The following is a 25,914-nucleotide window of genomic DNA, read 5'->3' as shown; positions in this document are numbered from 1 at the left end:
GTTTAAAACGGATTCAACGTATAGCCTTGTTGCTGTAACTGCGCATGCGCGGTCATCGCTGAAAGCGCCATTTGCACTCCAGGTATTAGTTGATCAGCCTCCACTTTCATATGCATTGCCGACTGCCCGCATATATATACCTGCGTGTTATTCGCAAGCAGCTGTTTAATTAAAGATTCGGTTTTGTTATCTTCTTCAAACCGTGCTTTATAAACGCTGTTTTGAAGTACATCAACACTGGCTCCACCGTGTACCACTAGCGCCAGCTGGATGTTTTCTGGTTTTACGCCGTGAGCCACATGCATATTGATAAAGCGCGCTAACGAATTAATATGATTATTTTGCGCGCCTTTTTCAGCGCCGTTACCAACATCAAAGGCAATTTTAAACTGCGCTTGGCTCAAATCAGATTTATGCTCGGGCACATTATAAAAATAACCAAAGTCTTTAATAACAGGCGCAGGCTCTGCTGCCAAACTACTAAAGCTAGTTAAAAGAAGGCTAAGACCTAAAAGTGATGTTTTCATAAGTTTCCATTTTATTGTTGGCTTAGCCTACCCTAACGCTATTTAAAGCAATTAACTAGCCTGAACATGTGAGTGCGCTATAAACGTCATCCCTAAATAATTGAATGTATGTTTAAACATATCGATAAATGCGTCTGGCGCAGAGGGAGATGCAGCATTAGACAACAGTGAAAACTGTTTTTGACGTAAAGTTCTAAGCTTCGGTTTTAACGCCTCATCATCCATGTAATCAGTAATTCTATCTATAAATGCTTTCATTTGTGGCGTGGTGTTATACCAATAAATAGGTGACGCAATTACCCAATGTTCGTAACGAAGTAACACTTCAAACAAATTATAAAAATCATCATTGTGATACTGCTTATCGTAGCGATAAGGTGAAATAACATAATCATCTAAGCAAAAAACAATGCCGCTTTGTTGCTTACTATAGGCATTAACTTGCGCGGTAGTATTGCCATTTTTACGTCCACTTGAATATATGATTGCGATATTGTGTGCTGATTTTTCTTGCATTGGGTTAGCTCCTTTTCTTATGATGGAGCAAAGCTTAAAACCTCAAGTTAAGTTCAGGTCAATAAGAAATAATTTAATTTTTAAAAGGAATTAAAGTGATGGCGGTACAAAAAAAGCTTACTGAAGCCAACTTAACGGTTGGGTTTGTCGCTAAACGCAGTGGCGTTAAGGTATCTACACTGCACTTTTACGAAAATAAAGGGCTAATACGCAGCTGGCGAAACAGTGGCAACCAACGACGCTTTAAACCTGATGTACTAAGGCGAGTCGCTGTTATAAAAGCAGCACAAGCGATGGGGATCACGCTCGAAGAAATTAAACAAACTCTAGCAACGTTACCAGAGCAACGCACGCCGACCCAAAAAGATTGGTCTGCACTTTCAAAGCAATGGCAAGAGAAACTTGATGAGCGTATTGCTTATATGCAACGTTTACGCGAACGGGTAGATGGGTGTATTGGCTGTGGGTGTTTATCAATGAGTAAGTGCCCTATTTATAACAAAGACGACCACTTAGGTGAAACCCAAAGTGGTGCCATTTTGTTAGAGCGAGATTAAGGCTTATAAAACCTTAATCTAGACCATTTAAGCCTTCTCGGGCAGCGCGATATAATGCCCCTAGAGTTGAATCAAATACCGATTTAATAAAACTGTAAGTCAGCTCTACGGCTTTACTAATAACTTTGCCAGCAAACACTAACATGTGCCCGAGTAAACCTAAGGTTTGTGTTGCAAATGAAGCTGACGCTTTGGCTATTTTATCAAGCGTTCGCGCGAGCATATCGTAAAAAGTTAAACCTGTACCTATGGCTGCTTGCGCCGCAACAGCACTGTAGTAGCCCGAATCTTTTAATAAGGTAACTAACGCAGCGCCAAGTTTATCTGCCCAATGCGAACTAAATGAAGCTTGATTTCTGTCTTCAAACTTCAAACGTACCGGCGTGCTTAAAAAGTGGTTTGCTTTTACAGTTAAATTACCCCAATCATTACTGTTTGCAGTATTAACATAGCCTGGCGTACCACTTAACTTGTGTGCTGCGCCTTTAAGGCCCTGACCATTATCAAGACGAATTTCTTGGCCATTGTAGGGCGCATGTGAAAATGGCCACAAAGGCACTTTTGTAACCGGATCAGCACCGTGTGTACAACGGTATATTTTATCTATACGTGAGGTAGCAGCGCGTGAAAAGTTATCAAGCCCCACTCTTGGCGAGCCGAACGTATATAATTTAACCGGCAACGAATACTCTGCTTTTATCCAATCGGCTGAAAGCGTAGCCAATGCACCACCTAAACTATGACCAACAATGTGCACACAGCCGGTCATTTTATCTCTTATATTTGCAGCAACGAACTCTTGTAGTGCAGGTTTCATACTATAAAAGGTTTTATTAAATCCAGCATGTACCATACTTCCGTTAGAGCCACCGCTTAACCCAAAATGTGCATCTGTTAGGCCATCTCTAAGTGAGGCCGTACCACGAATAGTGATTACTGAATCACCTTGAAATGAATTTTTACCGTGCGCAACAAGGCCAAACCCAGTACTTAAACCAAATAAATGAGAGAAAAACCCGCCTGACACACCTTGTATGGATCTATTATTGATAGAAAAATCAAACTGATCTCGCAAGGATGCATGCAATAGCCCATTTAATAGTTTTGTATTTTTTAATTCTTTAGCATCATAAGCAAGTGAAGCTAATTGGACTGCCTGAGTAGGTGTTAACGTATTCATTTTAAATCCTTTTATTGGTTTTAAACGTTAGAGCTTGCAGGTGGTAAAAACTGCAAATGTATGCTGCTTATTATCTTTAGCAGCTATATCAAATGTTTCTGGCTCATTTGCGATATCACAAACCAAATTACTTAAGTATTTGGTTAGCGTATCTTTATGCTCATAAGGAAATAGCCTAACAGCCCAAATAGTAACTTCCTTTGCATTCTCATCTAATGTGTATATGTGTTGTATAACAGATTCGTTGTCGAACATATTTGATGGCTTTGATGTTTTGATAACTTTTTTAGGGAAAGAGAAACGACCATCACTACTTGTTGTTACTTCATCAATATATTCATCGCCATAATTTAGTCTACGAAATACCTTTTTACCAGCAACAGGTTGCTCGTCAAAAAGCAAACGCCCTTCAACTGGAGCTGATAACACAAAATCTTCCTTACTAAAAAAACCAAACATATTTGCAAAAACCTGTGTTGTAGTAAATAAAATTAGAATAGCCACAACTACAATGAGTAATGGCAACTTAAACCGCTCCATCAAAAATATAATCTCCAATAAATCAAATGCATGCACCATATACCGTAAAGAAGTGCTCTGGCGCTTCTTCTATAGATATGTCGTATGTTTGTGGGTCTTTGGCAATATCACACTCTAAGTCAGCGAGTAAGCTTTTTAGGGGATCACTCCCATCGTGCATAGACACGGTTATGTACCAAAGAACAACGCCCTCAGGCGTACCATTTTCTAAATAAACATGTTGAACCAGTGATTCATTATCAAACATGTTTGCAGGCTTACTCGTTTTTATATATTTTTCTGTGAAGGTAAAAAAACCATTATCATCGGTTATTGCTTCATCTTTATATTCATCACCATAAGTAAGCGCACGTACAACCTTAGCATTTGCAACAGGCTGCCCTTTATCTAATAATTGCCCCTTCATCGGAGCCGATAAAACAAAATCCTGCTTATTAAAAATAACCAAATATATCTGCATAAGCCTGTGTTGTAGTAAAAATAATAGCAATAGATATAATTACCAAAATGTGAGCTTTAAAACGTGATAACAAAATATACAAGCTCCCAACTATTAAACTCAAAATACACGTGTCGTATTGCTATTTAATGACGTTTTAGACTCTTAACTATCAGCGTTAATGAAATTGCCCATTTCAACTAAAATTTATTCTAATTGGGTACAAAGCGCACTGCAAGCATTTAGAGCAAAAAACAAGCAATAAATCATTCCCTAAAAAAACAATTCATAAACCAGCTTACATATAATGCTAAACCCAAGTCCCATCATTAATATATAGCCATATAAAATAGCAATAGCGCCACCCGATGCATCCCCTATTTTGTCTATTTCAATACATGTAGAGCACACTATAAAAAAGATAAAAAAATTAGCAATTAAGCCTAATATATAAGCTTCGCCAAATAGTGGGGAAATGCCTACTAATATAGCACTTAGCATAATAAGGATACCTGAAAGCGCCTCCTTCAAAGAGAACTTGTACTCAATAATTTTGAGCACTAAGGTCACGACCATTAATGCTAAAAAATAAACCGTAGGTTTAAACTGGCTATACAAATAATCCACACTAAACATTTGGCTAATCGTCAATGAGGGCTCTTTAGCTGGGCTTAAATCTTCTGTTATCGCGCTTGAAGCGTCATCGGTAAAAAAATACGCAGCTGCAACAATAATTAACTTTATCATTCCAAAAAAGATAAAACTGGCGACCATAAAGCCTATTGAATCGTCTCTGGTCAATCGCTTGTTTGCTTTGCTTTCTACAATTTTAGCTAGCAATACACCCAATAAGCACACACTACCTAAATAAAGCAGCGCGACCCAAAACTTATCAAGATAAAAAACCGATAGGCCAGGGGCGATAAATAAAAACATTGAATCTTCATTATCTAACGAGCTTTTGGGCTTAACACTGTATTTTGACTGTTTAAAAAGTGCTAAATAAACAAATAATGGCTGTAAAAACAGCATTAAAATGCAGGTGTTTATAAGAGTCATTTATCATCCTTGATTACAGCCAACACACTGCGCCGAGAGTATTGGCAATTACGAAACTAATTAAAGGTTTATTTTTTGCAGGTAGGTTTTAAGCTTTAATAAGCCCGACTCAAGCTCAAATTTTTGTATTTTAGGGTTTTTAAACTTAAACCCGTTTGATATGTGAGTATTGATCATCGTCGCCATGCCTTCAAAACCCGCAGGCGCAGTTGCAACTAAATCGCTCAGTAATGGCTGAATAAGCTCTTGATGCTCTTCAATTTTGGTTGGATCCTCGTAAATATCGTATACAAGGTTGGTTAGTGTGTGTTGGTGTTGTTGTTCCATAATAATTCTATAGCGCCTTAACTTCGGCGTTTATAGCTCCTTTTTATTTCAATTAAATCTGTCATGCGAATATCAAAGTATCAATTTTACTAAAATTGCATTTTATTGTTCTGAGTCAATAAATATTCCTGCTTCTCGCATTTGTTTTTTTAATATAGCTTCTTTATTTTCTTTATAATTACTTTCATCTAAAAAGCGTTTCTGTTTAGCTGCGTTTTCAAAATCACCTAACTTTGTATATATCAAATATAGAGCTTCATGGGTTCTGATTACTCTCATTTTCTCTTCTTCAATACCTTGGTTTTCATTTAAGTATTGACTATATAAAGCAATTGATTTATTTAGATTTTTAGTAACAAAACGCCCAGACTCATATGCAAAAGCCAATGCTAAGATTCCATCAGGATCACCATTTTCAGCATGTAATTGAGCCTCCGTGATATAACGGCTTCCATCACTTGTATGTAAACCTATAACTTCTAGCGCCTGCCAATATCCCATTTCGTATGCTTTTTCGCACCATTTTTCAAGCTGTCTAGGCGCATACATCAGGCTTTTTTGGCATTGAAGTATCACTGTGTTTTTGGATAACTTAGGATCATTAATATCATGCTTTGGAAATAAAGTTCCAGCAAATGAGCCGGGACATAATATAAGTACAAAAAAAGTATAAATTAACTTTTTCACTACTATATACCTTTTACTATCGAGGTATTTTCAGGCAGGTGTACTTGATAAGATTTTACTGCAGTTTGAAATGGAAAACCTTCTCGTGAAAAATATTGCTTTTTAAGATTACCCTTTTCATCAGAATAACCCTCACAACTTCTTTGTGAGTAACAAGCAGTACCACCAATGAAGTCAATAAATCTAAGTTTTAGCGTGCCTTCCATTTTCACAAGTGTATCAAGACCTTCTTGATATTTAGTTGATCTAACAGCATGCCAACGATGCATAAAAGCAACAACGCGATTTTGATTAGTTTGATTTAAAATATTACTTATATTTTGAGCCCAAACCATATTTCTAATGGTGTGACTATTAAAACAATTACCTGCTAATGAATTATCATAATCACACGATTTATCAATAACCTCCATCTCATCCAAAGTCAAATCAAGTGCAATTATTTTTAAGCCTACTTCCCGAGCGGCTTTAACCAGCTCGCCATATGCTTTAGGAACTAAATAACCCCAAGCCCAATTATCATTAAAATATTGCTGAATTACATTAAACCCTTTACCTGTTCGTTGATAAAACTCTATTTTTTCTTGCATAGAACGAGGTAACATTTCAATTGCAAAATGGGTAAAGCCAGCTGTTTTAAGTTGCCTAAGTGCTTTTATAGCTTCATATTTGTAGATTGCGGGATTGTGGCTTGATTCGCCTAACATAACTAAACGCGCATTGCCCGCCATTGTTCTGTAATTTACATCCGTGTTTATTTTATTCATTACCTATCCTTGATCTTTATTTAAATTTTCAAAACACCATTTATAAAATTCAATAGCGTCATTATTCTCAGAGCTGTAAGGAACAACTGCATATTCATAACTCATTGCAAATAAAAGCGCTTTTGCAGTGAAGTTACATTCTTCACTTTTTGAATAACATTCCTTTACTCCACGCCATAATGGCATTGCGCGGCTAACATACTCGTCACCACAATTTCTCTATGTTCCTTTATATTTCAATTAAGTAAGCAAAGCTATGCAGCCTTACTTTTTCTTCTTCTTATCTCCTTTAGCCATCTCTTTTTCAACAGCGGCCCGAGCGTCTTCTATATCCTTAAAAAAATTATATTGATATTTTATTAAGCCTTGGTATTTATTTCCCTTAATTAAATAAAAAGACAGCAGCATAAAGGCTATATTAGCAACTGTAGCTATATGATAACCACTTCCCTCTAAAATCATAAATGATGGTAAGCAAATCAAAGCTAAAAATAGAGCATAGTATTTCAATATCTTTGCACATAGAAAAGAGCCTTGACTAACTTTAAAGTTAAAAAAGCAAAACATAATTCCAACGGAAAACAAAATGCCCAACAGCCACTCTGGACTTGTATCAAAGTACTGTGTTAACAATGTCATGCCTGAATAAACCGTTCCCAAAAGTAAGATGATTGTTACTAATAAGAACCTACGTAAAAGCTTCCATGGGGCGAATAATAAAAACACCTCATCGTTTTTAAACACTATAAACTTCCCAACAAGCAAAGAAGTATAAATATTAATACAGGGGCTACTTTAAAAAGCAGTTGAGGAAAATAGCTTGCTTGACCCCATGTAACAAAATACCTATCTTCTTTTGGTAATTCTGACACGACTCGCAGGTAAACAATCATATATGTTATTGAGCCAATCAGCCAAAGTGCTACACCACCTAATTGAGATAATGCAACAGAATATAGCGAAGCAGGAAATGGCAATAAAAACGAGATTACATATACAAGTGCATAAAATTCCACTTTATTTTTTTGCTTATCACTAAAAAACAAATCATTCCCTCTATATTAGCTCGCTTAGATAAGCGCATCGACTTACATATTTCATTACAACTTTAATCTTATAGTTATCTCTGCGTGTTGAGTGTGGTTACTCAAAACTGCGTAAACACATACATCAATACAAAACACCTTTCGAGCTTAAGCAACTTATCTTCAACTCAGCCTCTGCGAAAATTGAGGGTTGACCTGTAGAATGCTCATCACTATACAAAATACACGCCGAACGAAACGCTATATAAAGTGGTAGTACTTTGTTTACTAAACTGCAAAATTAGAATAGGTGTCTAGTCTATTCATTCAATGATTTATTCTTAATCAAAATTTCTTTTTTAGCTAACTCTAACAAATCAACAGCTCGTTCTTTATCATAAGCTAAAGGGCTGTGGTCAATAACATATTGTGCATGCTCATTTACTGCAAGCCAATTCTGCTGCGATTCATATAAGTTTGCTAACTTAAAGTGCGCAGCCGCAACTAACGAATTTGGCAATTCTGCATCTAATGCTAAAAATTCTTTGTAAAGGGCAATAGCATAATTAATATCTTGCTCCACAAACATACCACTGCCATATAACCAAGCTAAAGTTGAATAAGCTTTTGGCTCTTTTGCCGCAACCCGCTTTTTGGCCTCCTCTAATAATCGAGTTCCATCTCCATTATGGAGGCTTAGTGTAACCAGTGCCTTCCAGTATCCCATTTCATAAGCTTTTTCACACCACTCTTCAAGATACTCAGGCGCGTTAATTAAACTTTTATGGCACTGCTCTGCGGCAGCTAATACAGTCAAATCTGGAGCATTTATATCTATTGAATTATCCCATCGAGGGCCAGCGGCATTACTAATTAAGCTAAAAGTAAACAGTGCACTAATTAATAAATACTTTGTCACATGACTGCCAAGTGAAAAGCTATATACGCGTGGAAAACTCACAAATTACTTTCTTTCAAAGATGTTTCGGCCTCATCTCGCCATCTCTGTGCGAGTTCCCTACGACCCTCTCTTTTTGCATTATTAATTACATATTGAGTATGAGTTATTACTTCATCCCACATACCCAGCTTTCTATAAATTGTGGCTAACTCAAAATGTGTAGAAGTTTTAAGTGTAATTGCTTGATTATTTTCTTGATCTAAATAAAGCTGGTATAAGCGTGCAGCTTTACTTAAATCTTTTTTAACTAAACGGCCGCTTTGGTATAACCAAGCTAATGTGTTAATAGCATTAGCTTCACCTTGTTCAATTCGAGTATTTAATTCATCTAAATAACGAGAACCATCCCCAGTATACATACCAATATAATACAAGGACTCCAAGTAACCCATTTCGTAAGCTTTTTCACACCATTCTTCTAATTTGTTAGGTGCATGCATATAGCTTTTTTCGCATTGCTTAGCTGCAATTTCAACGGTTAAGTTCGGATCATTAATATCAATATTCGGAAACATGGATGCTTTAGTATCCATAGAGGCAAAAAAACTAATTGCTAACACAAGTGTCACTAGTGCTTTTACCATTGGAATGACCCATCATTATTAATACGTTTTTCTGGTAGGTGGACTTGAAATGATTTAACCGTACTTTCATACGGAAAACCCTCTTTGTAGAAGTATTGTCCTTTCAAAGTCTCTTGTTGGCTAGACATGCCCTTACACGGCCTGTCGCTGTAACAAGATAAGCCACCAATAAAATCAATAAAACGAACTTTTTGAATACCGTGCTCTTTAATTAAAGAATCAATACCTATTTGATACTTTAAATTTTTAACTGCGTGCCATCGACTCATAAAAGCAACAATTTTATTCTGCTTAGATCTCTTGAGGATTGTAGCTAAATTGTAAGCCCAAAGATCGTTTCTAAACGTATGCGCATCAAAACATTCCCCAGTCACGGCTTTTTTCGATGGGCATACACTATCCATTACTTCCATCGTTTCTACAGAAACATCCAATGCAACTATCTTCATTCCTGCATTGCGTGCCGCCTTTACCAGCTCACCATAGGCTTGAGGAGTAAAATCACCATGTGTCCAATATTTATCAAAATATTGCTGTATTATGTTAAAGCCTTTACCTGTTCGTTGATACTGTTCAATTTTTTCCTGCATCGAGCTAGGCAGCATTTCTATAGCAAAATGTGTAAAACCCGCAGCCTTTAACTGCCTAATCGCTTTTATAGCCTCATATTTATAGCCAGCAGCACTATGGCTCGATTCGCCTAACATAACTAAACGCGCATTGCCCGCCATTGTTCTGTAATTTACATCCGTGTTTATTTTATTCATTACCTATCCTTGTTTTTTATTTAAATTTTCAAAACACCATCTATAAAATTCAATAGCGTTATTATTCTCAGAGCTGTAAGGAGCAACTGCATATTCATAACTCATTGCAAATAAAAGCTCTTGTGCAGTGAAGTTACACACTTCACTTTTTGAATAACATTCCTTAACTCCACGCCATAATAACATTGCGCGACTTACATACTCCTCACCCCATTTTTCTTTAAATTGCTTGCTGGGGTTATTTTTTAGCGTAAATGAAGCGACGTCTTGAAGTGTTAAGTGGATCGTATTTATATACATCATGATAAAAATTAGCTATTTAGTGACTTGTTCAAAGTTCAATAACTTGCATACCATCAAAATAACCATCAGGTGCTTCCTCAAGTTTCAAAATTGGCATTACTGTACGGTATTCAAAACTCCCACCATAAGGTAGTAACAAACTACAGTTAGTTGATTCAAGTAAAATTGCCTTCTCATTGCTATCTACAAAACTTTTTATACCTTCGGGAATTTTACGCGTAAACACTTTGATACTGTGAATATGCTCGTTAATCAGTCCAGTCCAACGCTCACGATTTCCATATTTAGAATGATCATAGGGTATTTTTTCCATGTCTTCATTTGAGCCTTGCTGAATACCCTCCTTATAAGCAAACCAGACAAGTATTGAATCTTTAACATTGTTAGTTTCAAACCCAATAATGTCGCCATTCTCTAAATGAATATATAAACAACTCCCAACATATGTGAATATATCTTTATCCTGAATATCGTTCTTTTCTTTGTACTTTCGGATCCCAAACTCCAAATAAGGTCTTGTTAAATTTATCACCTTATTATTTTTTAGGGAATTTACTATGTCTTTTTCAAGGGTTAACCCATTTAAAAAATCACTCATTATAAACCTAATTTTAAGTATGTTATTTAATCAACCAAGACGGAATATAATTATTTCCAATAGTGAGCTGATAACCATATAGCTTTTTTGCTAGTACAGCCATTGCTGTGAGTGGAATTGAAATAGCGCCTCTTCTATCCCCCTTTCTTGCATGTGAACTGTAGTACTCTTTATGGAGTAATAATGCTTTTTGCATTTCCTCATTGTACTCTTGCTCGCCATTTTCACTAAATATAGCCATCAGTATTGAAGGAATTGGCCACTCTATACGGCTTGCATATAAATAATCCTCATCATTAGGGTAATCATTAGGGTTACTAGCTACTAATGCTTTTTCTAATGCCCCCGCTAAATCAGAACCTGACGTAAATACTGTTTTTAATAACTCCACCAGGGCAAAATTAAAGGGAGTTAAAGATGCTCCCGACTCTGCATTTTCTAAAATAGAGATATCGATAGATTTTAAATACTCGATTCCTTCCCAATCAAAGCTACGTGCCAAAATACTCAAATAAAAAGTTGTAAGCCAAGTTTGATAATTCGTATTAATATAGTCGCGCCGACCCACAACCATTACGTGGTCATCTATAATTCGAAATGGAAAGGCATTACCAGAGCGTTCATTACTTTCAAATATACCCATGCCTAAAGATTGAGCTCGCAATAAACAGCCCCACGTCCTGTTTTCATTCGGCTCAATCAGTGCAGCTATAGGCAGTAAATCTTCACAATTTCGCTTAAATAACTTTGGCACTTCTGTAAATGGGTTTCGTTGAATATCTGGCCAATGGTCTTCGTGGCTGTCGTTTTCTGCAAGCATGTCTGTATGGTCTAGGTGTTCATAAGTAAAGTGACTCTCAATCATTTTTATGCCTTCGTAATACTATAAATGTAAATTTAGCGTTTCCTTTAATATTAGCAGTAAATTACTTATAAAAGTCATAACTGCACTTCATATATAATCAAACTACTTTATTTATACTCAGCAGGTTTGCCATCAATAATCCACTGCGGGATATAGCCATTTTCTACGGTTAAATCATACCCTTTTACATCTTTGGCCAGTACCGCCATTGCTGTTAGAGGGATTGAAATAGCGCCTGCACGATTTTGATCTCGATCAGCGTTACTATAATATTCTTGATGAAGTAATAGCGCTTTTTTCATGTTTTCATTATAAACATGCTCCCCCTCATCACTAAAAATAGCCATAATAATATCTACTAAGGGCCAATCTAAACGGCTAGCGTATAAATAAGCAAAATCTTCGTAATCATCGGGATTGCTAGCAACTAATGCTTTTTCGATTGCTGAGGCTAAATTTGCACCTGGCGTAAATACCGCTTTAAGTAAATCGACAAATGCGTAGTCAAATGACCGATTTTGTTCACCTAAACTAGCCTCTGCAAAAACGCTATTATCAATCGTTATTAAAAAATCAATCGCTTTTTTATTACGCAATATAATAGCGCTATATAAAGCAGGCAACCATACTTCAACCTTAGTTGAGAAATCATCAGCCTCACCTATAACCTCTATAAAGTCATTATCGTAAGCGACTATAAATGGTTGACCTACACTTGCGTTACTCTGAAATGCTGCTAACGCCATTTGCTGTCCGCGTGTTAAATAAAGCCATGCGTTTTTGCTATTTGGATTCTCTACCGCCTCTAAAGGAAAAGCCCTAATGAGGTTTCGCTTAAATTCTTCATAAAAAGACATACCGCCGCCTGCTTTTATAAGAAAGAGGCTATCCTCGTCATCTTCAATATATTCCTCAACCATATCATCATAAGAAACTTGGCCATAACTATAGTGACTTTTTATCATTTTTTACCCTTTAAACTTTTACTTTAAACTTTGTAACTTCAATAGTTTTCTTCATTCCACTGTCATTGGCTTTTTGCTTAACCCCAATATACTTAATTACAGGAGCTTTAGGCGGACTTAGCTTAGCATTTACTCTAGAATATTTTTGCGCTTTTTGAATCGCTCTCAAGCTCTCTTTACACTCTTTTATTTGCTTAGTTAACTCCTCTTTCCCAACTTGACCATAGGCAGGGTTCTTTTTAGGATTTTGAAGTTTTTCTAATTTTTCAGTGTAATTGTTAATAACAGATTGCATATACTCAGTACTTCCCTGTTGTGCTCTTTTTTTATCTGCCATACGGCTGCCCCAATCAGACGCGCCCCCCTTAGCCTCTACAATAATAACCTCTGGAATAAACTCTGGAGGCTTTCCTTTAATCAAGTAAACTTGGTCAAACTGCCCTTGTTTACCATCACCTGGGAGGTTTGATTCTAAGGGAATTGCATTAGGATATTCATGCATTATATACGCTTTAGCCGCTGCTTCCCCTAGTTTCTCACTTGCATCACGCATGTCGCTTCGTGCATTCTTAAGTGCTTGTTCTCGCTCTGAGCCTTCTTCCATATCCAGCGCTTCGTTTCGAGCTTTTACAGCCTTATCACGCTTATCAGCACACTTTTTTAATTTTTCTTTATCTGCAAGAGTTAATTGCTCATGGTCTAAAGTAAGCTTTTCATCTACATCATGAGGAATATCAATTTTATCACTGGCTTCTACTAATGCGCCGTTTTCATAGCGTAACTTCACTGATTGTTTTTTATCTTTTCGCGAAACAATTACATTACCTTTGTGATTAGTGTAAACATTGTAATTATCTTTATCGGGAGACTTGAGCTTGCTTACTAGTAATATTGCATCTTGCTCACTATTTGGTTTAGCTTTGTGAATTGCTTTTGGCTCAGATGCTTTATTAATTAGTTGATATTCTTTGGCTATGTCATTCAAAGATTCATCTACAATGTCATGAGGTGCTCCAACTATGACCTCTTGCGGGTCAGCAATTTTTGGTAAGCCATCAGCACCATACATAAATTGTAGATCTTTGACAAATATACTTTTCTCTTCGAAAATTTCATATATACGCTCTAATTCATCTAAAGATTTTTGAGATAAAACAGCTGCAAGATTATCTTTTGCAAATCCTTGTGCTTCATTATCTTGTATAGTTTCTTTGGTAATATCACGCCCATTAAATAACATGCGCTCTTGAATACCACCTTGAATAATACTCCCGTCTGGAGTAATCGTACTTCCAAATTCAGGTATTGTTACAACGGGCAACCCTAACGCTTTAATTTCTTCTAAAATACTCGCTTCTTGCTTAATATCCTCAATAGTCGCAGGGTTCATATTTGTAGAGTTACGTTTTGGAATAAGCAGTACTTCTTCATCATCTATAGCTAAGGCCTCTTTATAACCACCCGCCCCTAACTTATTATCTAAAACACTAGGGGGTATCCATCTAATTGGTGTTGAAGGAGTTGTTAATGACCCTAGATGTTCTTTAATATCTTTTGGCGTCAAATTTCCATCGTAAGCGGATTGCAATAATTTATCAGATAATTCACTACTAATAGTTCCTGAAGCAACACTTATTTCAAGCGCTTCTTTTAAGCTCTTTTCACCCTCTTCACACATTAACCCAAACGGATCCACCCAGTTAACCGGGTTTGGCGCATATTGATAATGGTTAATCCCGCCCACTAAACCAATCGGGTCTTGATTTATAAAGCGTTGCTGTTTGGGGCTGTAATAACGGTAGCGGTTGTAATGTAGGCCGCTCTCTTCATCTAAATACTGACCTTGAAAACGAATTGGCTGAGTAAAGCTATTTTCTTTACTAAAGTCGGCTTCAAGCTCTTCATAACCATACACATCGGCTTGATTTTCCCATACTACTTCTGCTTTATTATTGGTTACAAAGCGTGGGGTATTCAGTTGGTCTAGGTGATAGTAATACACCTCACCTTGTTTAATTAGCGCTACTGGGTGGAATTGATTTGGCAGGTTGATATACCAGGTATATTCACCATGTTGGTATTCACCGATTAACTGGTCGTTATCCCAAATGTAATCAATTTTGCCCTGCTCGGTGTGCTTGGCTATACGACGACCTAATGGGTCGTAGTCGTATTGAGTAAGCGTGCCGTTGTTATTAAAGCAACTTAGCTGATTAAATGCATTGTATTCGCGGCGGGTTTTTATACCTTTACCGGTTTCGCGTATTTGGTTACCAAATTCATCATAATGAAAGTCGCTATCGCCAAAGTGGGTTAAACGGTCTGCATCAGTGATGCCTGTAATAACATCATCATTATTACTTAAATCACTAGCAAGTGTTGTTGTACTTGAATCTTTATAATCACTATGAATTACATTACGTGTGCTTTCTGACTGGGTGCTTTCAACATTATTGACAGTATCGCTAGCATCACTTGGTTTAGCATTTTGTTGCTCGGTTAATTCATCATTTTTAACCGTTGACTGGATAACTGGATTACCAAAGCTATCCCACTGGTATTGGGTAGTTTTTGTGTTCTCACCACTTGCTAGATTTTGCTGAATTAACTGGCCTAGGCTGTTGTACTCAAAATTAATGTTATGACTACTAACCCCTTGCTCTTTACGCGCAATAAGTTGGTTGATGCTGTCGTAGTTGTACGTACAGGTATCGAATAACGCTTGCGCAGGATGGGTTAACTGCTGCTGTGTTAAGCGGTTAAATACATCAAACTGTTGGGTAAGGGTTACATCATTACCAAACTTTTGCGTTTGAATATTACCTTGGCTATCGTAGCTAAGCGCTGCAAGTTCAACAGCAGTGCTATTGGCTTGCTGTAAGTGAATAGCACTTAGCTGGCCGAATTTATTGTAGCTGTATTTAAGCGTACTTGAATCTGGCAAGGTCAGTGATTGCCTTCTGCCGTAGTCGTCGTAACTGTATTTTAAAGTGTGCGCTTGTTGCTGATTATGTACTTGCTCAGCACACAGTAACCGCCCGCCTTTATCAAACTGCTGCTTTAAGGTTGATTGTGCATTGTGCGCACGAGTAATTTTACCTTGCAGGTTATAGTTGTAGTAATTGGCGTTATTAACGATGTGAGTATCGGTTGCCAAACTTGCATGCTGCGCAATCACGCGGCCTAATTTATCACGCTCTATTTTTACATGGCGTTTATCACTTTGTGTAACCGAGGTTAAGCGGTTGCAAGCATCGTATTTATATTGCTGTAGCGTACCGTCAAACCCAGTTACTTGCGTTGGGTTTTCGTTTGCGTCATAACTTATGCGGTATATATGGCCGTCGCTGCGCTCAATGGCAGTTAGGTTGCGCTCTTTATCGTAAGTTAAATGCAGTGCACTGCCATCGGGCTGAATAACACAATGTGGCTGGCTTAGCCCTTCAAAGTGTTGCTCGGTAGTATCACCCTTACTGTTTTGCGAGCTAATTAACCGCCCTGCATCATCGTAACTAAAATGTTGATGCTGTTTGTTCTCGGGGTCTTTTTCGTCAAAGGCAATAGTTTGCGCAAGCTGGCCGTGCTCATTGTATTTATATTGAGTCAGCAAACCTGCGTTATTAATGGTGGCATTTACACGGCCTAAACTGTCGTAGCTATAACGAATAAGCTCATCGTTATGGTGTTTGGCTAAAAGCTCGCCTTGCTCGTTCCATACAAATTTAGTGACTTGACCATCTTTATTTATGTGTTGGGTTAGCTGGCCAAATTTGTCATAGCTGTAAAGTACGGTGCGACCGTCGCCAAAGGTTTCACTTTGCAGTAAACCCGCTACGCTGTATTTTCGGGTAATGGTTTGGCCATCAGGCAAGGTGGTTAATACACGCTGACCCAATTGGTTGTAAGCAAATTTTGTGACACTGCCATCTGGCTGCGTTATTGATTCTAACTGGCCATAAGGGGTATAACTGTATTTTATTTCACTACTATCTGGCTTTATTTCCGTTATTTTTTGACCTTGTGCGTTATAGCCGTATTGCCACACATTACCATTAGGGTCGGTGTGCTTAACTAACTTACCTTGCGCGTTATGTACAAAGTGTTCTTTATGCCCACGCGAGTCTATACAGGTTGTTTCACCAGCGTCTAAATTATATTCAAACTGATATGTATAGGTGTTGTTATCGCCCCATTGTTTTATACATTTAGCACTCGATGAGTAACTGTCCCATTCAAAATGATGGCTAAAACCACTGGCACGAGTACGCTTAGTTAATAAGTTAGCGGCGTTATAGCCATAATGCTCTGTTTCACCTTGCTGATTGGTCGCGCGAACGAGGTTTTTGTTTTCATCATAATCATATTGCGCAAGTAACGGCGTAAGTAATACTGGCTTGTTGTTATCATCTGTACGGTAAGCCGAAATGTTTGCCAGCAACCCTTGCGGGTTATATTTTAAAATACAGCCACGCGCTTTATTTACCTCAACGCGATGCAAGCGCTCTTTCGCATCGTAATAAAAACCAATACTTTGGCCTTTTTCATTAATAACTTTTTCGAGCAACCATGAGTTTTCGCCGGCTTTAAACGTAAGGTGTTGATCATCTGGGGTTACCAATACTTGCTTACCATTAGTTTGGTAATGCAACGCCAAATTACTGCTTAACTGATAGCTCGATTGCCCCGGTTTTACTTTTTCAAAGCGGTGTTTAGCGCCATGCTCATCTTGGTATTCTAACCAGTAGGTGCCCTTTTGTTTTGGGCCTACTTTAGGTGGCGGTAAATAGTGCTCAGTTAACTGCACCATAAAATCATGTCGCCAACCATTACCCATCACACTGCATACATCCGCATGCGATGAGCGGTATAGGCGTCGCCAAATTAATTGTTTGCTGCCTGCTAGGGTGAAATCAATAAGCGGCAAGATTTCTTCACCCGAAAGCATAGAAACCGGATCAGAGCGGCACTCTTGTTTGGTGATAGGTTCTTCACTTGGGGTATTATTACTTGCACCGCCACTGTTTTTAGCCGGCGCTTGAGAGGCACTTTTACCTGAGGCTGTTGAACTGCTCTTACTATTTGCCTTTTTACCTGCTGCGCCGCTATTGGTGTTATCGCTTACCTGAATAGCCGATTTAACTTTTTGATGATAGCAACTAATAGTACCTGCAACCAAAGCTTGGGTTAATACACTCGCGGTTTCACGGGCTGACGCACCGCGCGAACAGTTTATTCCTGCAAGGTTAAGCAAGTTAATAACGTCTAAACGTTTAGCTGCGTCGCTAGTAAGCGCACTGCCTACTTGCGCAATTTGATTTTTGGCACTTTCCGGCGTGTTAGCTGCTACAGCAACAAAGCCCGACGGCGCAGAACCTTTACCTGCAACGAGGCAAATTGGGTAACTTATTCCCTGTAAAACAACGGTATTACTTTGCATTAGCTGTGTACTTCCTCACTTATCCATAAGTATGATGCTGCACCTTGATGCTTAGCTTGCTCCTGTGAAAGCATTAATGCATGACTAAAATGCTCAACAATTGCAGGGCTTGTGGTTAATTGGTACAAATTAACCAACCCTTCTAGTGCGCCTATTTTCCCTAATTTATAATTGGGTAGTTCGTAATATGTGTGCTCATCAATTAAGCTAGTAAGTAGCTGTAAATTGTTTAGCCAACTATCATCATCTACCCCATTTCCTGGTGCAAAAATTAAATCAATCTTATTCTCTGTTTGTTCAGCTAATCGCGTAAGCATACCTGCTAGCTGATTATGTTTGCTAAAATCAATTGATGCTGCAATTTCATGGCTTACCTGCGACCACCCATAAGGCACCATTTCAACTAGAGCCAACGCGCCACCTACACCTTGATAAACAAACTGCTGCTGTTTATTTGCTTTAAAGGTTGCATCTAAAGCAATTACATTAAATTTTTGCCATTTTTTTTCACCAGCCAAAGCTATAGCAGAGTGCGCGGCTGTTGCACCATGAAAAATAAGCTCATTGCTATGAGCGGGGTATAACTGTTGTAAGCTCTGAGTTAATAACTGTTTTAGCTCATCTTTAAATGATAACGCTGGAAGTAACCAAATCATCGGCAATGTGCTGTCTGTGACTTCTGCCATTAATTCTTTAGATTTAATTATGCAATCGTAAACACAGGCATCCCAAGACTGCCATTGCAGTTCATTAAAAACAGCACTGTTATCGTCAAATAATAATGCATCTACGCTGCTAATATTTGGGGCAGAAAAGCATACCATCTCTATTGAAAATGCACTCATGATACCACCTCGTCCTGAGCTTTATTGGCAGCGAGGTGTTGATAATAGCGATATAAGTTAAACACCCCTTGGCTATAGCTATCCATGGCTGATAAATAAATGGCATTAGGCACTTCATCAAGAGGGTGTCCTGCAATCAATCGTAAACTCGACATGGCGGTTTCATATTTAGGCCAGTTATGTTTTAACTGCTGCTGAAAATCTATTAACGCGTTTTCATCGCCTTGCCAAGCAAGTCGTTGAATATCGTATTCCACTAGCTGATCGAGTTTATCACCTAACATGCGCCTTATTAGCGCAATAATTAACGCGGGTTGCTCTACCTGTTGTAATAAAGAATTGGCTAAAACAATCAGTTTTACAAAACCGCTTTGTAATAAAATATGCAGTGTTTGATCAACCGATAAGGTATTACTGGCATGATTGCTTAAGCTGTTTACTTGCTCAAAATTTAATGACAACAAAAATAACGACATTATGGGGGATAGGTGGGCTTGCTCAGTTAGTGCATCAAAAATAGCCGTTAATATCTGTATATCCTGGTGCTGCGCAAGGCTGGTAATTTGATTTATAGTGACCAGGGTTTGCGGGGGAATTTCATCATCAGCACTGTAAGCAAAAAACAAGGTGTTTAAATTTAATAGCCGAATTAAGTTAAAGCTATGCTGTTGAATAACCACTTTATTTATAATGATTTTAAAAAAAGCACTCAGCGCTGGCTGATTAAGCAGTTCATTTATAAATATAATATTTTTATTTTGTGGCAAGTTTGCCATGACTTCAACACATGCTTGGGCAACTAATTCATCGTTTTTAGTGTTAGTTATTATTTCGACTAGTTGCTCAGTGGTGGGCAATTCAAAATTATTTTTTTGATTATTGTTTTTTGCGTTTACCCAGCAGCTTTCTAATAGGGTTTTTCTTAAATAACGAACATGACCTACACACGTAAACGGGCACAATTGAGCGTTACTAATTTGTAGTAATTGTGCTTGATGATCACTTAAATAGGTCGCTAGCAAAGTTAGCCACCAATTAAAACAGTTGGGTTGCCAACAACGATTTTTCCGCCGTGGCCACTATCATCGCCCATTCTGGCGGCGGGTTTGCCATTAATTTTAACGCTCCCCGAGCCTGTTTTTACGCTATCTGGCGGGCCAATACACACTATCATGTCGCCTTTGCGCGCCGCGGGCATGCCACCTATTAACACATTGCCAGAGCCGGCAACTATAGGTCCACCCACATGTGGCACTTTAGCGGTCACTTTAGGGCATACATGCATATGACCAATTGTAGCAGCGGGTTTACCCATTTTGACTCCTTGTCGTATCTTTGCTTGTTTATGAAATACTATTCATACAGTGGAATAACTAGTAGCTTGTTAGTCGTCACTAATAGCGAAATTTCTTCAATTAGCTCATCTTTACTGTGATCAGCAAGTGCCACTGTGCTTTGAGTTGCATATTGATATAAATTTGAAATTACATTTTCACTATTAAGTGAATCACTTAAATGAATAAAAAACTGCTGTGCATAATAGCCATTCATAGCTTTTAAATGACTTAAAGCAGGGCTTAATAATGGATCATCTGGCCTATTTATTGGTAAACACACTAAATGCGGTAAACCATAGCGGCAGTAAACAACGTGCCCGTTATTTGCAATGCCGTTTCTGAATCCTGATTGAAAGTTATTGACTATTTCCATCATTAATTTAACTTAATTACACCAGCAGATAAGGTAATGGCACTGCCATCTACTTTTACATTACTGCCTTTAATATCAATGTTTGTACCTTCAATAGTGATATTGCCACTACTGCTCATTTTAATTTGCGCAGAGCCTGTTTTTATCACTATTTCGTCACCCGCTTCAATATTAAGTGTTTTACCTACTTTTAAGGTGTCGTTTTCACCCATTTCGGCAATACGGTTTTTTGTAACGTTAAGATTGTCGTTATTAAGAATTTCAACATTACGATCGTTATCTATTTTTTCGTTTTGATCGTTTTTAACGTAAAGCTGTTTATCTTTTTCGGCTTGCATATACACAAGCTCGCTGCCTTTTTTATCCTCAAAGCGCAGCTCATTGAAATTATCTGCTCCACCTTCTTTAGTTGAGCGAGTTTTAATACCGCTTTGCGTTTTTTCGCCCGGTAGAGCGTACGGAGGCATTAAGTCTGCGTTATAAACAGCACCGCTTATAATAGGTTGATCTGGGTCGCCATTAATAAAATCAACCAAAACTTCTTGTCCTACGCGAGGGAAGAAAAATGCGCCCCACTTTTTGCCGGCCCAGTTTTGTGCAACTCGGATCCAACATGAACTTTTAGAATCTTTTTTACCTTCACGATCCCAATCAAATTGCACCTTTACGCGGCCATATTGGTCAATCATAATTTCATCGGCGCTATCACCCGTTACTATGGCTGTTTGTACGCCATTGATAACCGGTTTCTTTTTGCTCACTTGCGCTCTGTATGGAATGTCTTTTGGCACACATTCAAAGTGGTTAGAATACACTTCGTCACTTGATGATTGTAAAGCGCCTGATTGGTTTGGTACTACAATCGATGTCATCATCGAGGTAATAGCAAAGGTTTTACCTTCAAGGCGTGGGTCTTCATGTTTTTTGAAACTAAACAGTTTACCAACAGAAAATGAGCGGCAGTCACTGCGCCCGCTTGAGAGCTTCATGTCTCTTTGTAGTGACTCTAATTGTACAGATGCCAAATTAGCTGCGCGAGGATGACACTCTGCTTCTGCTGTATATTCAAAAATTTCTGATACCGATTGCGTAGGTAACTCGGCATTTGCTTGCTCTGCATCAGGGTAACGCGACGGCTGTTTAAAATCGTAGCCTAAACGCTTAAAGCTGCCTGGCGCTAAGCTTAATCCGCCTTGCCAACGCGAAACATGAGATTCGCTTAAATGGCCAGTTGAATGAACAACTTTTGCCTCACCACACGTTTCATAGGCAGTGATATCATCTGCCAAAACTAATGTATGGTTGCTTTTTGTATGCTCAAAGAAGTAAAAAATACCTTCGCTTTGTAATAAGCGTTGGATAAAGTCAAAATCTGACTCTTGATATTGCACACAGTATTCGTATTTGGGGTAGGTTTTACTGGTTTTGTCTGAAAAAGCCACATTGTGTTGGCCAAACAAATCAGCAAATATATCTTTTATTGTTTTCTTTTGGAAAATGCGGCTGTTCTTGCGATTACGCATAGAAGCGGCAAAAGGCACAATGGTAGCTTGATAATCAATGTAATTTTTTTGTTCATCAACGTCCGCAGTACGACTGCCGTTAGAAACAAGCTGACTCACAATACCGTGATAATAACGCTCTCCCCCACCTTCGGCATTTTTTACCTTTATCGATACCGGCTTGCCAACCAGATCTTCATGTGCAATTTGTTGGCCTATGGTGTACATATTGACCGACATAACAAACAAATCTGACATGGCTTCTTGTGCAACGAAGCGCGTTAAATAAAGGGCGTCTTTACCAACAGGGGTACTAATTTGAATTACGTTTTTATCTTGTGTTGCTTTTTGCATTCCTTGCTTTTCCCATCCTGAAGATCAAAAAAAGCTCTGAGCATAAGCCCAGAGCTACAATCGGGTAACAAATATTACATTTGTTGACCTTTAACACCGCTGTAACCATATACTAGTGGTGCAGTGATGTTGTTTTGATCGTCAGTAGGTGTAACAGTCATCATCATTTCAGTGTAGCTGATAGTGATTGTTTCAATTGGACGGTCGTTTTGAACAGATACTGAGTAGCTAGAGATCATGGCATCTGTAAGTTCGATTTTCATGATTTCTTCAACTTTATCACCTTGTTTAGTGATATGAAAAACAGCAGGTAGACCTTTACCAATAGTTGCTTCTTTGAAAAGATCCGGAGATGCTTTATCTTGAAGCTTAGTAATAGTCACGTCGCCTAGACGAGTAGAGCTAGATTCACGATCCATCGCTGTACCAGTCGCTGAGCTAATTTCACGGCTAACGTTCCAATCTAAAGATAAAACTGTAATTAAATCTTTGAAAGACTCGGCAGTAGTTTCGCCTTTGATTGAACCGTATTTTAAATATGTATTTGCTTGCATTTGATAATGCTCCTTTTTATTAAACAATATTATCCATTATGTGGATTCGTTTACTTTGGTTACCCAAAATTCCTTGAAATCATTATCTCTAAAACAGCAATGAAAAGGTCTTCAGAATTCCTTTCCCTAGATGAAGACAATGTCTCAAAAATTCCATGTTTCTATATAAGACACACGAATTATAATGCTCTAAAACTAAAGAAACAACCATAAAAACAGGTTATTTTAAATTAACTTTAGTTAGCTCAATATCAAACTCATTATCCTTAATTAACAATGAGATAGATGTCACTTTTTCACCATCAACCATGCTCGAAAGCAAAATTTCAGACAATAGTGGTAGTACTTTATTCTGTAATATAGTGTGAATATTTCTTGCACCCGAACCGGCATTTTGACAATTAGCAATAATGTGCTCAATCACGTCATCGTTATACGTTAATTGCGCATCATAATGCTTTTTAACACGCTTAATGATTTTGCTAATTTGTAGCGCTGCAATTTGGGTCAGAATTTCATCACTTAACGGAATGTAAGGAATAACATTAATGCGCCCTAAAAATGCGGGTTTAAATGCGCCTAATAAATCATCTTGTAATGCTTTTAATAAACCTTTAATACTCGGCTTACTTTCTTCATCTTCAAATAAACTCATTGTGGTATCAGTACCCACATTTGAGGTCATAATAATGATGGTATTTTTAAAGTCGATGTCTCGGCCTTCACCGTCCTTAATCGTACCTTTATCGAATACTTGATAGAAAATATCTTGCACGCCTGGATGGGCTTTTTCCATTTCATCAAGTAGCACCACACTGTATGGTTTTCTTCTTACTGCTTCGGTTAAAATACCGCCTTCGCCATAACCAACATAACCCGGAGGTGAGCCAAGAAGTAATGACACTTTATGCTCTTCTTTAAACTCAGACATATTAATAACTGTTACGTTATCTTCACTGCCATATACTTCTTGAGCTAGTGAAAGCGCGGTCTCTGTTTTACCAACACCGCTTGGGCCTGCCAGCATAAATATACCATTAGGGCGACTCTCGTCTGCTAGCTGAGCACGGGAGGTTTGTACCACTTTAGCCATAAGTTCAAGCGCATGATCTTGGCCAACTACGCGTTGTTTCATTTGCTCAGCTAAATTTAAAATGCCATGAATTTCATCTTCATGCATTTTACCAACAGGAATACCAGTCCAATCAGAAATAACCTGTGCAATCAACTCTTCATCAACTTGCCAATGCACCATATTATGTTCGTACGAGGCTAGCTTAAGCTTGCTTTCTTTTAACTGCTCAAGTACTTCAGCAGAAGAGTCTGCATCGTTGGTGTTAATCGATTCTAGCGCTTGGTTTAACTCGGTAACTATATCCTTCTCAACATTGAACTGCTCATTTAATGGTTCCAGTTGCTGTTCAATCTCAACTAATTCAGATTTAAGTGCTGATAATTGTTCGCTGTGATCTAAACCGGTTTTTTGCTCACGATTTAGCATTAAAACTTGCGCTTCAATTTCACTAAGCCTGTTAATTAACTGCTCAATCGCATTAGGTGTCGATGCTTGACTCATAGCAACACGAGCACATGCCGTATCTAACAATGCAACGGCTTTATCAGGAAGTTGTCTGGCAGTAATGTATCTGTGCGATAGATGCACTGCACTTTCAAGTGCTTGCTCTGAAATAAACACTTTATGATGTTTTTCCATCACAGGAACTAAACCACGTAGCATAGCAACCGCTTTTTCTGGTGTTGGCTCTTCAACTTTAACCACTTGGAAGCGACGTGTTAGTGCAGCATCTTTTTCAAAAAACTTTTTATATTCAGCCCACGTTGTTGCTGCAATAGTGCGTAACTCCCCTCTTGCTAGAGCAGGCTTAAGTAAGTTGGCAGCATCATTTTGACCCGCTTGTCCGCCACTACCAATCATAGTGTGAGCTTCATCTATGAAAAGAATCACAGGATCAACAGCGTTTTTAACTTCATTAATTAGCGACTTCAAACGATTTTCAAATTCACCTTTCATGCCCGCACCCGCTTGCAGCAAAGCCAAATCTAGGCTGTGCAACTTAACGTTTTGTAATACTGCAGGTACATCTTTTTGAGCGATTCTTAGGGCAAGTCCTTCAACCACAGCGGTTTTACCTACACCCGCTTCACCCGTTAATATTGGATTGTTTTGACGACGTCTAGTTAAAATATCTACCATCTGACGTATTTCGAAATCACGACCTAAAATTGGGTCTATTTTTCCCGCTTTTGCTTGAGCAGTTAAATCGACGGTAAATTGATCTAAGCTTGGTGTTTTAGATGAACCATTTGCAGGTGTTGTAGCACTTGCAGTGGTGGTATTACGTTCTTGCGATTGGGCAACAATTTCAGGCCATGCATGTAGTAGTTGTCCAGGTTCTATATTATTGAAAAGCTTGCTACAACGCGTTACTAAACTAGACAAGGTATCGTCTTTTGTGAGCGTGTAAATAACGTAAGCACTTCGAATTTGCTCATCAGTAAATTCTATACTGGTGCTTAACCATGACTGTCTAAGTAAAGTAGTAACATGTACCGACAGACTAGGCGACGAATCACTGCCCGTTTTAAATGACTCTAATGATTGATTTAAATCTTGCTTTACCTGATCAATATCAATATCGAAAGCACCGAATATGAGTCTAACATCGTCTAGTTGCTGCTCAATCATAGCTAACAGCCAATGCTCTAATTCAACCGTAAAATGGCTGCGGCTATTACAAATTGCGACCGCTGCTTCTAAGCTCTTTCTACAATCTGGGCTTAGTTTCTCAACTAATTTGTTTAATGTCATCGTTGACATACACTG

28 protein-coding genes and 1 pseudogene are annotated in these 25,914 nt (G+C 38.2%); 1 reads left to right on the top strand and 28 read right to left on the bottom strand.

Going from position 1 to position 25,914, the window contains the following annotated elements:
* Nucleotides 1–2: 2 nt before the first annotated feature.
* On the bottom strand, nt 3–527 hold the full coding sequence (locus ACNSN2_RS16760; RefSeq protein ID WP_418609673.1) for a DsrE family protein: 525 nt from the start codon (nt 525–527) through the stop codon (nt 3–5).
* A 51-nt stretch (nt 528–578) separates the two neighbouring features.
* Nucleotides 579–1,043, bottom strand: coding sequence for a flavodoxin family protein (locus ACNSN2_RS16755; protein ID WP_138594325.1), 465 nt, complete (start codon nt 1,041–1,043; stop codon nt 579–581).
* A 98-nt stretch (nt 1,044–1,141) separates the two neighbouring features.
* Between ACNSN2_RS16755 and soxR the strand changes: the two genes are divergently transcribed.
* Nucleotides 1,142–1,600 (top strand): redox-sensitive transcriptional activator SoxR, encoded by a 459-nt coding sequence (gene soxR / locus ACNSN2_RS16750; protein ID WP_055011513.1) that lies wholly within the window; start codon nt 1,142–1,144, stop codon nt 1,598–1,600.
* Between the two features lie 13 nt (nt 1,601–1,613).
* On the opposite strand, the gene ACNSN2_RS16745 is transcribed toward soxR, so the two are convergent.
* From ACNSN2_RS16745 to tssH, 26 genes and pseudogenes are all read right to left on the bottom strand, one after another.
* Nucleotides 1,614–2,780 carry a lipase family protein gene (locus ACNSN2_RS16745; protein ID WP_054201374.1) on the bottom strand — a complete coding sequence of 389 codons (1,167 nt, stop codon included), beginning with the start codon at nt 2,778–2,780 and terminating at the stop codon, nt 1,614–1,616.
* Nucleotides 2,781–2,807: 27 nt separating this feature from the next.
* Nucleotides 2,808–3,305, bottom strand: a complete 498-nt coding sequence (locus ACNSN2_RS16740) for a DUF6795 domain-containing protein (RefSeq protein WP_306295544.1) — start codon at nt 3,303–3,305, stop codon at nt 2,808–2,810.
* Between the two features lie 37 nt (nt 3,306–3,342).
* Nucleotides 3,343–3,726, bottom strand: a complete 384-nt coding sequence (locus ACNSN2_RS16735; RefSeq protein ID WP_418609676.1) for a DUF6795 domain-containing protein — start codon at nt 3,724–3,726, stop codon at nt 3,343–3,345.
* Between the two features lie 306 nt (nt 3,727–4,032).
* Nucleotides 4,033–4,818 (bottom strand): hypothetical protein, encoded by a 786-nt coding sequence (locus ACNSN2_RS16730; protein WP_418609678.1) that lies wholly within the window; start codon nt 4,816–4,818, stop codon nt 4,033–4,035.
* A gap of 60 nt (nt 4,819–4,878) precedes the next feature.
* Nucleotides 4,879–5,145 (bottom strand): hypothetical protein, encoded by a 267-nt coding sequence (locus tag ACNSN2_RS16725; RefSeq protein ID WP_054201377.1) that lies wholly within the window; start codon nt 5,143–5,145, stop codon nt 4,879–4,881.
* 102 nt (nt 5,146–5,247) lie between these two features.
* A complete protein-coding gene (locus ACNSN2_RS16720) occupies nt 5,248–5,832 on the bottom strand; it encodes a hypothetical protein (RefSeq protein WP_418609680.1) in 585 nt (194 codons plus the stop codon).
* A gap of 2 nt (nt 5,833–5,834) precedes the next feature.
* Nucleotides 5,835–6,599, bottom strand: a complete 765-nt coding sequence (locus ACNSN2_RS16715; RefSeq protein ID WP_028834225.1) for a ChaN family lipoprotein — start codon at nt 6,597–6,599, stop codon at nt 5,835–5,837.
* Nucleotides 6,600–6,602: 3 nt separating this feature from the next.
* Nucleotides 6,603–6,785: a hypothetical protein gene (locus ACNSN2_RS16710; protein ID WP_418609682.1), complete on the bottom strand. Its 183-nt coding sequence runs from the start codon at nt 6,783–6,785 to the stop codon at nt 6,603–6,605.
* A 78-nt stretch (nt 6,786–6,863) separates the two neighbouring features.
* A complete protein-coding gene (locus ACNSN2_RS16705) occupies nt 6,864–7,343 on the bottom strand; it encodes a hypothetical protein (protein ID WP_418609684.1) in 480 nt (159 codons plus the stop codon).
* The gene (locus ACNSN2_RS16700; RefSeq protein WP_010389349.1) at nt 7,343–7,645 is read right to left on the bottom strand and encodes a hypothetical protein; all 303 of its coding nucleotides are present in this window, start codon (nt 7,643–7,645) and stop codon (nt 7,343–7,345) included. Before ACNSN2_RS16700 ends, ACNSN2_RS16705 begins: the two co-directional genes overlap by 1 nt.
* Nucleotides 7,646–7,735: 90 nt before the next feature.
* Nucleotides 7,736–7,800 (bottom strand): annotated as a pseudogene (locus ACNSN2_RS16695) (Mobile element protein); the annotation flags it as partial.
* A gap of 143 nt (nt 7,801–7,943) precedes the next feature.
* Nucleotides 7,944–8,441 (bottom strand): hypothetical protein, encoded by a 498-nt coding sequence (locus ACNSN2_RS16690; RefSeq protein WP_418609686.1) that lies wholly within the window; start codon nt 8,439–8,441, stop codon nt 7,944–7,946.
* A gap of 140 nt (nt 8,442–8,581) precedes the next feature.
* On the bottom strand, nt 8,582–9,169 hold the full coding sequence (locus ACNSN2_RS16685) for a hypothetical protein (RefSeq protein ID WP_418609688.1): 588 nt from the start codon (nt 9,167–9,169) through the stop codon (nt 8,582–8,584).
* The gene (locus tag ACNSN2_RS16680; RefSeq protein ID WP_418609690.1) at nt 9,163–9,936 is read right to left on the bottom strand and encodes a ChaN family lipoprotein; all 774 of its coding nucleotides are present in this window, start codon (nt 9,934–9,936) and stop codon (nt 9,163–9,165) included. Before ACNSN2_RS16680 ends, ACNSN2_RS16685 begins: the two co-directional genes overlap by 7 nt.
* A gap of 3 nt (nt 9,937–9,939) precedes the next feature.
* Nucleotides 9,940–10,239 carry a hypothetical protein gene (locus ACNSN2_RS16675; protein ID WP_418609692.1) on the bottom strand — a complete coding sequence of 100 codons (300 nt, stop codon included), beginning with the start codon at nt 10,237–10,239 and terminating at the stop codon, nt 9,940–9,942.
* Nucleotides 10,240–10,267: 28 nt separating this feature from the next.
* On the bottom strand, nt 10,268–10,837 hold the full coding sequence (locus tag ACNSN2_RS16670) for a hypothetical protein (protein ID WP_418609694.1): 570 nt from the start codon (nt 10,835–10,837) through the stop codon (nt 10,268–10,270).
* Nucleotides 10,838–10,859: 22 nt separating this feature from the next.
* Nucleotides 10,860–11,702, bottom strand: a complete 843-nt coding sequence (locus ACNSN2_RS16665; protein ID WP_418609697.1) for an immunity 49 family protein — start codon at nt 11,700–11,702, stop codon at nt 10,860–10,862.
* A gap of 107 nt (nt 11,703–11,809) precedes the next feature.
* Nucleotides 11,810–12,667 (bottom strand): immunity 49 family protein, encoded by an 858-nt coding sequence (locus ACNSN2_RS16660; protein ID WP_418609700.1) that lies wholly within the window; start codon nt 12,665–12,667, stop codon nt 11,810–11,812.
* A gap of 10 nt (nt 12,668–12,677) precedes the next feature.
* A complete protein-coding gene (locus ACNSN2_RS16655) occupies nt 12,678–18,104 on the bottom strand; it encodes an RHS repeat-associated core domain-containing protein (RefSeq protein WP_418609701.1) in 5,427 nt (1,808 codons plus the stop codon).
* A complete protein-coding gene (locus ACNSN2_RS16650; RefSeq protein WP_418609705.1) occupies nt 18,104–18,949 on the bottom strand; it encodes a hypothetical protein in 846 nt (281 codons plus the stop codon). Before ACNSN2_RS16650 ends, ACNSN2_RS16655 begins: the two co-directional genes overlap by 1 nt.
* Entirely contained in the window at nt 18,946–19,971 is a 1,026-nt protein-coding gene (locus tag ACNSN2_RS16645) for a hypothetical protein (RefSeq protein WP_418609707.1), read from the bottom strand. The genes ACNSN2_RS16650 and ACNSN2_RS16645 overlap by 4 nt, the downstream gene beginning before the upstream one ends.
* A gap of 2 nt (nt 19,972–19,973) precedes the next feature.
* Nucleotides 19,974–20,264 (bottom strand): PAAR domain-containing protein, encoded by a 291-nt coding sequence (locus ACNSN2_RS16640; RefSeq protein ID WP_010389361.1) that lies wholly within the window; start codon nt 20,262–20,264, stop codon nt 19,974–19,976.
* A 38-nt stretch (nt 20,265–20,302) separates the two neighbouring features.
* Nucleotides 20,303–20,662, bottom strand: coding sequence for a hypothetical protein (locus tag ACNSN2_RS16635; protein ID WP_054201386.1), 360 nt, complete (start codon nt 20,660–20,662; stop codon nt 20,303–20,305).
* Nucleotides 20,662–22,515, bottom strand: coding sequence for a type VI secretion system tip protein TssI/VgrG (gene tssI / locus ACNSN2_RS16630; RefSeq protein ID WP_054201387.1), 1,854 nt, complete (start codon nt 22,513–22,515; stop codon nt 20,662–20,664). The genes ACNSN2_RS16635 and tssI overlap by 1 nt, the downstream gene beginning before the upstream one ends.
* A gap of 74 nt (nt 22,516–22,589) precedes the next feature.
* A complete protein-coding gene (locus ACNSN2_RS16625) occupies nt 22,590–23,069 on the bottom strand; it encodes an Hcp family type VI secretion system effector (RefSeq protein WP_010389365.1) in 480 nt (159 codons plus the stop codon).
* 220 nt (nt 23,070–23,289) lie between these two features.
* A complete protein-coding gene (tssH, locus tag ACNSN2_RS16620; RefSeq protein WP_138569866.1) occupies nt 23,290–25,908 on the bottom strand; it encodes a type VI secretion system ATPase TssH in 2,619 nt (872 codons plus the stop codon).
* Nucleotides 25,909–25,914: the final 6 nt, after the last annotated feature.

The sequence above is a fragment of the Pseudoalteromonas sp. US3C1013 genome (assembly GCF_048401115.1).
GTDB classification, from domain to species: domain Bacteria; phylum Pseudomonadota; class Gammaproteobacteria; order Enterobacterales; family Alteromonadaceae; genus Pseudoalteromonas; species Pseudoalteromonas undina.
The sequence above is the reverse complement of the archived record's forward strand: the minus strand, read 5'-3'. Positions and strand labels throughout refer to the sequence as shown.